The following is a 12,234-nucleotide window of genomic DNA, read 5'->3' on the forward strand; positions in this document are numbered from 1 at the left end:
GCCGGGATGTCGTCCAGCAGGGTCCTATGGAGAAACCCCCGGATTCGTCCGGGAGATGGGCGCGTATAGGAGATATTCGTCGGGAAGAAAAGAGAAAATCAGCTGTGGGCCTTTAGGCCGCAGCGGCGTTTTCCACAGTACTTTGTGCGACCAGTGTTACGTGATCCAGCGTCAGACCTTCGGCCTCGTGCACAGCCGCAATTCGAACGCCGTTCAGCGTAAGGTGCGTGCGCGTCTGTTCGGTCTCATCCGCTTCAAGGCCGACCTGGGGATCCGGATCAACACCGTCATCATAAACAACAACAAGCCGGTCTTCATCCGCAGAAAAATCCCGCACGTCATCAAGATGCATCTCTGTCAAGATATCACCGGGGCTGACTTCTTCACCTACTTCTACGGGTTCAAATTGAGACGCTTCTGCGTGAACATTACTTTGTTCACCCAGCTCACCATTTTCAAAGACGGCACTGTGGTTCTCTGCGAAGTAACTTTCCGCGTCATCGAGGTTCAACTCCGAACCATCGGAAATCTCGATCATGTGGTTCTGTTCCGCCGTATCTGGCGCGTAGTCTGAAACGTCCTGATATCCGGCCGTTGCAATGGAAACGAGGTCTTCGCCATCATGATCGAGGTCCTCAGCACCACGTTCAGGCTGCAACGCGTCTTCGTCATGCTCAGACTCTGGCTCACTCATGACCTCAAGTCCGACCAATGCCGTCGCACCGACAGCCAGTGCACCCATCAATCCCGCCAGAAGAAGCATGTCACGAATCCAGAACCGTTTAACCAACATGGAATGGGCCACATAAAGGCCTTACAATCAAATAAAACCGATGATCGTGGTAAAATTTTCGTTAATTATCAGATGGTTTCGGGTCTATTTGCTCAGCCAGCTGCCCTAACCAATCTCCAACAATCGGCAGCCATTCGAATTGTGCAAGCCAATACACCACAACAGACAGCAAGACCGTGGCACCAATCACAGAGCCCAAACCAAACGCAAGGCCACGCATGAAGTTGAAGGTGAGCAATCGCCACGCGGAGTTGTGCATCCGAATGAACCTGTGCTTGTTGAGCGTGCGTAGTTCATCCGCCAAATTACTCAGCATCACCGCCTGATTTTTAGTCAGCAATTCACTGTCCGGGTCATTTTCGGGAATTGTCATAGGCGGCTCCTGATTGACCGGCCAGATTGGTCTTTGGGCCAGCTTACTATCATGCGGATGATCCAGCTAGCCCATGATTCCGACATAGGCACACCAATGACCACACCCTATAAAAGAGCCAAGCGGAATCGTTTCCTTTGCAATTTCGCGAGAATAATTTTACCAATTGGTAAAACAATAACGGACTGGGAGTACTGACATGACACACAAGAATTTCACGGGGATGTCGCGGCGCGCCTTTTTGGGCACAACGGCAGGCGCAACGCTGATTGCTGGCGCACCAAGCAAATTGCTGGCTGCCGACCCGATCAAAACCGCTGGCATCTATACTGTACCTGTTGAACAGCAATGGGTCAGCCGCATCCATCAGGCCGCCGTAACGGCCGAAGGTCGCGGTGATATCAGCTACACGTTTTCCGAAAATGTCAGCAACACCGATTATACCCGCGTGATGCGCGAATATGCGGAACAAGGCCACAAGCTGATCATTGGTGAGGTGTTTGGCGCAGAGCAAGAAGCGCGCGAAGTGGCGGCCGAGTACCCCGATATCGCCTTCCTGATGGGTTCGAGTTTCAAGGAAGATGCAAGCCTTCCGAACTTCTCGGTGTTTGACAACTACATTCAGGACGCTTCCTACCTGTCAGGCATCATCGCCGGATCGATGACGGAAAGCGGAAACATAGGCATGGTTGGTGGCTTCCCAATCCCCGAAGTTAACCGTCTGATGCATGCCTTCATGGCGGGCGTTCAGGAAATGCGGTCCGATGCAACCTTCCAGGTCAGCTTCATTGGCTCGTGGTTCGATCCGCCCAAGGCCAAGGAAACCGCATTTGCCATGATCGAAAATGGCGCGGACATGCTCTATGCCGAGCGCTTTGGCGTGTCGGATGCGGCGCAGGAAAAGGGCATACTGGCCATAGGTAACGTGATCGACACGCAAGCCGACTATCCGGAAACCGTCGTGGCCTCGGCCATCTGGCATTTCGAGCCGACGCTGGATGCAGCCATCGCCAAAGTGCAGGACGGATCATTCACCGCCGCAGATTACGGCATCTATTCCTTCATGAAGGAAGGCGGCTGCTCACTGGCGCCTCTGGGGACGTTTGAAGGCAAAGTCCCGCAGGCCGCTCTCGACATGGTGGCCAGCCGGACCGAGGAGATCAGATCGGGCGCCTACGAAGTGGCGATCAATGACGAAGAGCCGAAATCGTCTTAAATGACCGGTCAGGTCGATGTGCAGGACGACGCGCAAATCGTCCTGCGCCTGAACAACATCACCAAGCGATTTGGCAAGCTGACCGCGAATGATGCGGTCAGCCTGTCTTTGCATCGCGGTGAGGTGATTGCCCTTCTGGGCGAAAACGGCGCGGGCAAAACCACGCTGATGAACATTCTCTTTGGCCAGTACACCGCCGATGAGGGCACGGTTGAGGTCTTTGGGGCCGAACTGCCGCCGGGCAATCCGCGCGCGGCGCTGGATGCGGGCGTGGGCATGGTGCATCAGCATTTCACGCTGGCGGATAACATGACCGTTCTGGAGAACGTGACCTTGGGCACGCAATCGCTGTGGCGGCCCGGGTTGGACCGGACCGCGGCGCGCGCCAAGATCATGGGCCTCGCCGAAGATTTTCATCTGTCGGTCGATCCCGACGCGCGCGTGGGGTCCCTGACCGTGGGTGAACGCCAGCGGGTGGAAATCCTCAAGGCGCTTTACCGGGATGCTCGGGTACTGATCCTTGATGAACCCACCGCGGTGCTGACCCCGCAGGAAACCGATGATCTGTTTGAAACCTTGCGCGAGGCGGTGGCCAAGGGGCTGTCGATCGTTTTCATCTCGCACAAGCTGCACGAGGTGATGGCGATCTCGGATCGGGTCCTGATCCTGCGGCATGGCAAATTGGTGGCCGAGGAACAGACGCGGGATGTGGATGCGCGCAAGCTGGCGGCGCTGATGGTGGGCTCAGACGTTGACGCACCAGAGGTGGCCCCGTCACAACCCGGCCCGGCGCTGATGACACTGCGCGATGTAGCAACGCCCGACCAGGGCAATGCGCCCGGGTTAAAAGACGTAACACTGGCGCTGCGCGCGGGGCAGATCACGGGGCTGGCCGGTGTGTCGGGCAACGGGCAGGCCGCGCTGGCCGATCTGATTGGCGGGCTGACACAGCCCGAGGCCGGTGCCTTGGTTCTGGAGGATCAGAGCCCTGCCAACTGGACCCCGCGCGAGGCGGTGCAAAGCGGTATCGCACGCATCCCCGAGGACCGGCACAAGACCGGCACCATTGCGGATTTTGATCTGACAGAGAATGCCATTCTCGAAAGCTATCGCGATGCACCCTTCAGCCAACGCGGCTGGATGAACTGGAGCCGTGCCGAGGCGTTTACCCGCGATGTAATCGACACCTATGATGTACGCTGCCCGGGACCCGGCACGCGGATCAGGCTGCTTTCGGGCGGCAACATGCAGAAGCTGATCCTTGGCCGTGTGCTGGAAGCCGAACCGCGCATCATTCTGGCCAATCAACCGGTACGGGGGCTGGATATCGGCGCGGTGAACTATGTGCATTCACGACTGCTCGACGCGCGGGATCAAGGCGCTGCTGTGCTGCTGATCTCGGAAGATTTGGATGAGATCATGGCGCTGTCGGATGTGATCCATGTGATCTCGGAAGGTCGTCTATCCCCCGAGTTTCCCCGCGGATCAATGACGCCGGCCGAACTGGGCGTTTGGATGGCAGGCCACGGTTTCGATGAGAGGCACGCCCATGCGTCTTGAACCCATCGCCAACCCAACGCTGACGCGGTCTTTTGCCCTGCCCTTTGCGGCAATTGTGGCGACGGTTGTGATCGCGTCCCTGTTGGCGATGCTGGCGGGGGCGAACCCGTTTTCGGTGCTGGGGCTGATCCTTAAGGGCGCGGCCGGGTCGAAATTTGCGCTACTGGAAACGTTGAACCGGGCCACGCCGCTGATCTTTACAGGCTTGGCCGTGGCCGTCGCGTTCCGGGCCAAGCTGTGGAACATCGGAGCCGAGGCGCAGCTTTACGCAGGGGCGCTTATCACCGTGGTGCTGGGCACAGGTGCACTGGCCTGGCCTTCGGGGCTGTTGCTGCCAACGCTGGCAGTTCTGGCCATGCTGGCAGGCGCGATTGTGCTGCTGGTCCCGGCACTGTTGAAAGTGCGGTTTGGCGTGGATGAGGTGGTTACAACACTTCTCTTCAACTTCATTTTCCTGCTCTTCATCTCGATGCTGCTGGAAGGGCCTTTGAAAGACCCGATGGGCATGGGCTGGCCAAAATCGGCGCGCTTGATCCCCGAAGCGCGGCTACCGCGCATCTTCGACGGGTTGCGGCTGCACTGGGGCTTTGCGCTGGCGCTGATCGCTGCCTTGGTGGTCTGGTTGATCGAGCGCCGCACGACCTTGGGGTATGAGATGCGCGCCGTGGGACTGAACCGCGAAGCCGCCAAGTTTGCGGGCATCCCCGTCAACAGAGTTCTGATCAAAACTGCGCTGTTGTCAGGTGGACTGGCGGCGCTGGCCGGGTTCTCTGAGGCCGCCGGGCTGAAAGGCAACCTGACCTTGGATCTGTCACCCGGCTTTGGATACACCGGCATCATCGTGGCGATGCTGGCTCTACTCAATCCGCTGGCGGTGATCGCGGCAGCACTGTTCGTGGCGGGGATTTTCGTGGGCGCTGACAGCATGAGCCGCGCGGTAGGCGTGCCAACTTATCTCGCCGATATCATGCTGGCCACAGCGCTTTTGCTCATGGTGCTGGCGATCATGTTGACGCGGTTCCGCGTGGTGCGGGAGTAGCGCGATGGACCTGATAGAAATACTCCTTTCCGCCAGTTTCTGGACCGCCGCGATCCGCATCGCGAGCCCGTTGATCTTTGCCACTCTGGGCGAATTGATCTGCGAGCGCGCCGGTGTGCTGAACCTTGGCATCGAAGGGATCATGGTGGCGGGCGCCTTTGCGGGCTGGATGGCCGTGTATTCCGGCATGGGCCTTTGGGGCGGGGTTTGCGTGGCGATGGCGGTGGGCATGATGTTCGGCCTTGTGCATTCCACCCTGACAGTGCCCTTTGGCCTGTCGCAGCACGTGGTGGGCCTTGGGGTTACTCTGTTAGCCACATCCTTGACCTACTACGCCTACCGTCTGGCCCTTCCCGAAGTCACAAGCCCACCCAAGATCGAGGCGTTTCAGCCCTTTGAAATCCCGCTGCTGTCCGACTTGCCGATTATCGGCCCCGCTCTGTTTGCACAGACGCCACTGACCTATCTGGCGTTTATTCTGGTGATCGTTGTGTCGGTCATCCTCTACAGAACGCCTTTGGGATTGGCCCTGCGGGCGGCGGGCGAGAACCCCTCTGCGGTTGCGGCACAGGGCCTCTCGGTGACGGGCATCCGCATGGGGGCGGTCATAGTGGGCAGCGGGCTGATGGCGGTGGGCGGCGCGTTCCTGACCATGTCGGCCTTTGACAGTTTCTTCTTTGAAATGGTCAACGGCCGCGGCTGGATCTGCATTGCGTTGGTGGTCTTTGGTGCATGGCGGCCGGGTAAGGCCTTGCTGGGCGCGATTCTCTTTGCCGCCTTTGATGCCCTGCAAATCCGCATCCAGCAGACGCCGTTGGGGGCCAACGTCCCGTACCAAATCTTCCTGATGATGCCATATTTCCTGTCTATACTGGCCCTGATCGTCATGTCGCGCCGGGCCGAAGTGCCCGCCGCCCTGATGGTGCCGTTCAACAAGGGGGAACGCTGATGTTCGATTTGATTGTCAAAGGGGGCACGCTGCCCGACGGGACGGTGACGGATATCGGCATCAAGGGCGACGTGATTGCCGAGGTCGGCCAGGTCGACGCCGAAGCCGGACAGGTGATCGACGCCAGCGGCGACTTGGTCAGCCCGCCCTTCGTGGATCCGCATTTTCATCTGGATGCGACGATGTCCTACGGCACTCCGCGCATCAATGCCTCGGGGACACTGCTTGAAGGGATTGGTCTTTGGGGTGAACTGAAAGAGGTCATGACGCAAGACGAAGTGGTGGAACGCGCGCTCACCTATTGCGATTGGGCCGCCAGCATGGGCCTTCTGCACATTCGCAGCCATGTGGACACCTGCGATGACCGGCTTCTGGGCGTCGAAGCACTCTTGGACGTGCGCGAGAAGATCAAAGATTACATCGATCTGCAACTAGTCGCCTTCCCGCAGGACGGGTTCTACCGCGACCCGACCGCGCGGGAAAACACGATCCGCGCGCTGGATATGGGCGTGGATGTGGTGGGCGGCATCCCGCATTTTGAACGCACGATGGCCGATGGTGCGGCCTCCGTGAAAGAGCTGTGCGAAATTGCAGCGGAACGTGGTCTGCGCGTGGATATGCATTGCGACGAAACCGACGATCCGATGAGCCGCCATATCGAAACACTGGCCTACGAGACACAACGCCTGGGGCTGCAGGGGCGCGTTGCCGGATCGCATCTGACGTCAATGCACTCGATGGACAATTACTATGTCTCGAAACTGCTGCCGCTGATGGCAGAGGCAGAAGTGGCCGCCATCCCAAATCCGCTGATCAACATCATGATCCAGGGGCGGCATGATACCTTCCCCAAACGGCGCGGTTTGACACGGGTCAAGGAGATGCTGGCGCATGGAATCCAGGTTGGCTTTGGTCAGGATTGCGTTCTGGATCCATGGTATTCGCTCGGAACGGCCGACATGCTCGACGTCGCATTTATGGGTCTGCACGTGGCGCAGATGTCAGACCCTGCAGAAATGCGAAAATGCTTTGACATGGTCACCGTAGACAGCGCCGCAATCATGGGGCTGGATACCTATGGTCTGCGGAAGGGCGCTCAGGCATCGCTTGTTATCCTCGACGCCAGTCATCCAATCGAAGCTATCCGGCTGCGCGCCACGCGATTGCATGTGATCTCAAAGGGCAAGGTCATCGCCTCCGCGCCGCGCCCGGATGCGAGGCTGACCCTGCCGGGAAGGCCGTCAAACATCCGGCGCAGGTACAACGCCCACAGCTAGGCAATCCTGCACCGAGACTTCCAATTATCGCCATATATTAACCATATCAGCGGGTTCTGATGCTGTGCCGCAGAGAATTTCATGCTATGCGTGCGCCAAATTGACGTGATCCTGGCCAGGAGTTTACAGTTTGACCCAGATTACCCCTGTTTTGCTTGCCGGTGGCTCCGGTACGCGCCTATGGCCCCTGTCGCGCAAGAGTTACCCCAAACAGTTCACGCGCCTTGTGGGGGAACAGAGTCTGTTTCAGGCATCCGCCCATCGGCTGTCCGGGCCGGATTACACAGCACCCGTGGTCATCACTGGGTCAGATTTTCGGTTCATCGCAACAGAACAATTGCGCGACGAAGGGGTCGAAAACGGCACCGTTCTGATCGAACCCGAGGGGCGCAACACCGCGCCCGCAGTTCTGGCCGCAGCGTTGTGGTTGGAGGCGCGCAATCCTGATGGTTTGTTACTGGTCGCACCCTCCGATCACATAATCCCCAGCAGTGCGGACTTCACGGCGGCTGTGCAAATGGGCAAATCGGCAGCTGAAGCGGGAAAGCTGGTCACCTTCGGTATTGCCCCCGACAGACCCGAAACCGCATACGGATACCTTGAATTGACGGCTGATCCGACCGGTGCCTCCGGGCCAATCCCATTGGCGCAATTTGTCGAGAAGCCCGACAAAGCAACGGCCCAGAAGATGTTGGACAGCGGCAATTTCCTTTGGAACGGTGGGATTTTCCTATTCTCTGTCCGCGGGATTCTGGCGGCTTTCCAAACCCACGCTCCGCAGCTTGTTGATCAGGTCCGAGCCGCGGTTGAAAAAACCCAGCCTGATCTGGATTTTTTCCGCATCGATCCCGCCGCATGGAGCGCCGTGGAAGACATTTCGATCGATTACGCCGTGATGGAAAAGGCCGACAATCTGGTGGTCGTCCCATACACCGGCGGTTGGTCCGACCTGGGGGATTGGGATTCTGTCAGCCGTCACATGGCATCTGATGCCAATGGGAATGCCATGCATGGCACGGCAACCGCGGTTGATTGCTCAGACAGCCTGTTGCGTGCCGAAGATGACGGCGTTGAACTTGTTGGGCTCGGCCTCAAGGACGTTATGGTTGTTTCCACGCGCGATGCTGTTTTGGTAGCCGATAAATCACGCGCACAGGACGTGAAGAAAGTTGTCGATCAACTGAAACAGAAGGATGCCAAACAAGCCACGGAATTCCCTTGGGATCAGCGTCCGTGGGGCATGTTCGAAACTCTCGCACTCGGGGATCGCTTTCAGGTGAAACGCATTGTTGTGAAACCCGGCGGCATCCTCAGCCTGCAGAGCCACCACCATAGGGCAGAGCATTGGATCGTTGTGGCGGGCACAGCCAAGGTCACGATCGACGACGAGGTCAAACTGCTCTCGGAAAACGAAAGCGTCTATATCCCACTGGGCGCGGTGCACCGCATGGAGAACCCGGGCAAAGTCCCAATGGTCCTGATCGAAGTACAGACCGGTAGTTACTTGGGTGAGGATGACATCGTACGTCTGGAAGATGTGTATGACCGCGGCCAAGGCGCCAAAGGGTAGTGAAACGTTCAGAATGGCCTATAGAATCTGCACATTGAGCCGGATGCCAACTGATCCGGCAGAAAACCCAGCATTCTCCGAAATGTCGTCGCAGACCTAACGGATGGGTTTTATGTTCAATTTGCTACCCTAAACTAGCAACGCATACGGCTAAGGCGCGCTTTCCGGGACACCCAGTTTTCGTAAATCTTCTAGCCAACGGTTCAGATATGCCCCGTTACTGAACGGTGCTGACTGCGCCTCTTCAATATCGTAATCCGGGTTTTCCTTCATAAATTCATCGATCACAGCACGCGCTTCATCTTCTTGTCCTAACCGCAGCAGTATCGGAGCAAGGGTGCGCTTAAGCTGATTTGGGACTTCGTTCATTTGTTCGATCGAAGCAAGCGCACCCTCGTAGTCCTCGGCAAAGTACTGAGCCCATCCCAAGTTCCAAAGATACCAATCCTGATGATGCGGGTTGAGACGGATTGCTGATTTCATCCGCTCAACACCCTCACTTGCCCTGCCGCCATAGACCAGTGGATCAATTGAATCAGCAAGCACAGAGGCGGAATTCGGATTCAGGGAAATCGCCTTATCGTAGAGCATGGCCGAACCTTGCAGATCACCGGTTTGGGTCGTCGCGTTTGCCAGAACCCAGTGGCCTTTGAAATTAAACGGCTCTAATTCGATCGCCTTCCTCGCCATCGCGAAGGCCATTTCAAGCGATTTTTCACGCGGCGTATTCTCACTCCAGCCCCAACGCGCGCCGTTGATATGGGCCCAAGCAAGCTCCACGTAAGCACCCGTAAAACTCGGGTCGAGCGCGACGGCCTGTTCGGCCAGTTTCAAAGCGCGAATGTTACCGTCTTTCGTGAACGTGAAAGATTGCTCCTGCGCGCGTTTGAAGAGTTCATATGCACCGAGGTTTTCCGTCGGCTGGTGTTTCAAGCGATTGTACTCAGCCAGATTTATGCTTGCCACGAGCGTCGACGCGATGGTCTCGGTTATCTCGTCTTGTACATCAAAAATATCCGCCATGTCGCGATCATAACTCTCCGCCCATATATGCTTACCGGTAAGGGCATCGATCAACTGCGCAGTGGCACGAAACGTATCATCTGCAAACTGAATGCTGCCTTCAACAACATAACGAACGCCCAGTTCTGCTGCGACTTGCTGAACTTTCGTGGGCTTGCCTTTGTAGGTGAAGCTTGAATTGCGCGCGATGACAAAGAAATCCGGGAAGCGCGCCAAGGCCGTGATAATATTCTCGCTAAGCCCGTCACTTAGGTAATCCTGCGAAGCACCTCCAGTCAGATTGTCAAACGCCAACACTGCTATTGATGGCTTGCCGGGAAGGGGCAGGGTCTCTGAAGTGGATCTAAGCGGGTCAAATTCAGATCCGGCAAACTTCCACACAAAAACACCACCGAGCAAAGCCACAACGCCGCTGGCCAATGCCAAGCGTCTGAATAGGCTGGAGGCAAAAAATCCAGGTGCGCTTGGGCTGCCTTGCATGCCGACTGGGGCATCCAGTTTATCGGGGTGTCGTGTTACAGTCAGTTTGTAGCCCTTCTTGGGTAACGTCTGTACGATCACGTGGTCCGTATCGTTCAACGCACGCCTGATATCCGCGATGCATTGCACCAGACTGTCATCGGTGACAAACGTCTCAGACCACACGTTTTCGATCAAATCTGATTTTGAAACCAACTCTCCCGCACGCAAAACCAGATATTTCAAGACTTCCGTGCTCTGGCTGCGCAAATGGACGGAATGGCCGTTTTCATCGGTCAGTTCGTTGGTGCGCAAGGAAAATATGAAGCTACCCAGTTGAAACCGTTCTTCAGATTTCGTCTCTTTTTCGTAGTTTTTTCCGGACATTTCAGCCGCCTCCATGCGCATTTAACCTAGCGGGCGGGTTACCGATTTAGCAATGGCATTCACTTCCACTGCAAGGTTGCCCGCGTGTTGATCACGGACCAAAAAAGAGGGACACAGCCATGAAAATTTACGCCGTTTTGATTGCCGCTAGCATAGCCAGCCTACCCGCCGCAGGTGCTCAATCCGCCGACTACAAAGTGCAACGCACGCTTCAACTTTCATCCCCCGCAGTGGAGGCATGGAACATGGTCGGAGACTTCTGCGATGTTGACGATTGGCACCCGGCATTGACGGCCTGCACACTTGAAGTGACCGATGGTCAGCTTCATCGTCATCTCACTGCCGTCGATGGATCGATGATTGTGGAAAAGCGCATCGCGAAGGAACCGGGGCTGTCTTATACATACAGCATCGTTGAGTCATCTTTGCCAATTGAAAACTACATCGCAACATTCTCGATCGAGTCTTTAAACGGCGCACTCATCAGTTGGTCGGGCCGTTTCTCGTCCGATGAACCAGACATGGAAGCTGCGATCGCTGAAATGTACGAAGCTGGTTTGGCTGCGATCGAAAAACATCTCGCCCAATAATTGGCAGGAGCTGAGATAGGTGTGACTGCTGTTTCCGGGATTTTTTGAGCATCCCGGAAATCGCGCTTTTTGTCGGCGTGCCTGATCTGAAAGTCCGATGGAAAACGATCTGTATCTGGTTAAACCCTACAGCTTTTTCAAATACTTGCCGTAATCGTTCTTCATGTATTGCTCGGCCTGAGCCATCAATGCTTCACGGGTGATAAAGCCCATCTCAAAAGCAATCTCTTCCGGGCAACCGATCTGCTGACCTTGGCGCTTTTGAATCGTGCGTACAAAATTGCCCGCATCCAGAAGGCTGCCATGCGTTCCTGTATCCAGCCATGCATAACCACGACCCATTCGCTGGACATCAAGCGTCCCCTCTTTGAGATAGATCTCAAGAAGCGAGGTGATTTCCAGCTCCCCACGCGCAGACGGTTTGACCTGCCTTGCCTTTTCCGGTGCCGATCCATCCACGAAATAGAGCCCGGTCACAGCGTGGTTTGAGGGTGGCACCTCGGGCTTTTCGATGATCTCGCGCACGGTGCCATCTTTGTCGAAATCAACCACGCCGTACCGTTCAGGATCTGCAACCTGGTAGCCAAATACCGTGCCACCCGTGTCTTTGGCATCTGCCTCTTCCAACAAGGTTGGCAAGCCATGACCAAAAAAGATGTTATCCCCCAAAACCAATGTCGACGCGGCACCATCCAGAAAATCCTCAGCCAGAATAAATGCCTGCGCAAGGCCGTCCGGAGAGGGTTGAACAATATACGTGAAGCTAAGCCCCCATTGGCTGCCATCATCCAGCATTCGCTTGAACTGGTCCTGATCCTGCGGCGTGGTAATGATCGCGATCTCTCGAATACCCGACAGCATCAAAACGCTCAGCGGGTAGTAGATCATCGGCTTGTCATAAATCGGCAGAAGCTGTTTCGACACACCCTTCGTGATCGGATAAAGCCGCGTGCCTGATCCGCCTGCCAGAATGATACCTTTGCGTTCAGTCATAATCG

General features: G+C 56.5%; 11 protein-coding genes. 7 read left to right on the forward strand and 4 right to left on the reverse strand.

Annotated features, from left to right (window positions below; genetic code table 11):
* Nucleotides 1-112: 112 nt before the first annotated feature.
* Together ACZ1HJ_RS04100 and ACZ1HJ_RS04105 are read right to left on the reverse strand one after the other, a co-directional pair.
* Nucleotides 113-763 (reverse strand): hypothetical protein, encoded by a 651-nt coding sequence (locus ACZ1HJ_RS04100; RefSeq protein WP_472721069.1) that lies wholly within the window; start codon nt 761-763, stop codon nt 113-115.
* Between the two features lie 91 nt (nt 764-854).
* Nucleotides 855-1,166, reverse strand: a complete 312-nt coding sequence (locus ACZ1HJ_RS04105; protein WP_472721070.1) for a DUF5665 domain-containing protein — start codon at nt 1,164-1,166, stop codon at nt 855-857.
* 199 nt (nt 1,167-1,365) lie between these two features.
* Between ACZ1HJ_RS04105 and ACZ1HJ_RS04110 the strand changes: the two genes are divergently transcribed.
* From ACZ1HJ_RS04110 to ACZ1HJ_RS04135, 6 genes are all read left to right on the forward strand, one after another.
* Nucleotides 1,366-2,382 (forward strand): BMP family protein, encoded by a 1,017-nt coding sequence (locus ACZ1HJ_RS04110; protein ID WP_472721071.1) that lies wholly within the window; start codon nt 1,366-1,368, stop codon nt 2,380-2,382.
* Nucleotides 2,383-3,942, forward strand: a complete 1,560-nt coding sequence (locus ACZ1HJ_RS04115; protein WP_472721072.1) for an ABC transporter ATP-binding protein — start codon at nt 2,383-2,385, stop codon at nt 3,940-3,942.
* The gene (locus ACZ1HJ_RS04120) at nt 3,932-4,981 is read left to right on the forward strand and encodes an ABC transporter permease (RefSeq protein ID WP_472721073.1); all 1,050 of its coding nucleotides are present in this window, start codon (nt 3,932-3,934) and stop codon (nt 4,979-4,981) included. The genes ACZ1HJ_RS04115 and ACZ1HJ_RS04120 overlap by 11 nt, the downstream gene beginning before the upstream one ends.
* 4 nt (nt 4,982-4,985) lie before the next feature.
* On the forward strand, nt 4,986-5,930 hold the full coding sequence (locus ACZ1HJ_RS04125) for an ABC transporter permease (RefSeq protein WP_472721074.1): 945 nt from the start codon (nt 4,986-4,988) through the stop codon (nt 5,928-5,930).
* Nucleotides 5,930-7,207, forward strand: a complete 1,278-nt coding sequence (locus ACZ1HJ_RS04130; protein ID WP_472721075.1) for an amidohydrolase family protein — start codon at nt 5,930-5,932, stop codon at nt 7,205-7,207. The genes ACZ1HJ_RS04125 and ACZ1HJ_RS04130 overlap by 1 nt, the downstream gene beginning before the upstream one ends.
* 130 nt (nt 7,208-7,337) lie before the next feature.
* Entirely contained in the window at nt 7,338-8,777 is a 1,440-nt protein-coding gene (locus ACZ1HJ_RS04135; RefSeq protein ID WP_472721076.1) for a mannose-1-phosphate guanylyltransferase/mannose-6-phosphate isomerase, read from the forward strand.
* 150 nt (nt 8,778-8,927) lie between these two features.
* On the opposite strand, the gene ACZ1HJ_RS04140 is transcribed toward ACZ1HJ_RS04135, so the two are convergent.
* Complete coding sequence (locus tag ACZ1HJ_RS04140; RefSeq protein ID WP_472721077.1) at nt 8,928-10,667, reverse strand: winged helix-turn-helix domain-containing protein; 1,740 nt, start codon at nt 10,665-10,667, stop codon at nt 8,928-8,930.
* A 98-nt stretch (nt 10,668-10,765) separates the two neighbouring features.
* On the opposite strand from ACZ1HJ_RS04140, the gene ACZ1HJ_RS04145 reads away from it, so the two are divergent.
* Entirely contained in the window at nt 10,766-11,236 is a 471-nt protein-coding gene (locus ACZ1HJ_RS04145) for an SRPBCC family protein (RefSeq protein ID WP_472721078.1), read from the forward strand.
* Between the two features lie 126 nt (nt 11,237-11,362).
* Here the strand turns inward: ACZ1HJ_RS04145 and rfbA are convergent, their stop codons facing one another.
* A complete protein-coding gene (rfbA, locus tag ACZ1HJ_RS04150; RefSeq protein ID WP_472721079.1) occupies nt 11,363-12,229 on the reverse strand; it encodes a glucose-1-phosphate thymidylyltransferase RfbA in 867 nt (288 codons plus the stop codon).
* Nucleotides 12,230-12,234: the final 5 nt, after the last annotated feature.

It is taken from the genome of Roseovarius sp. JB2-10, assembly GCF_055693585.1.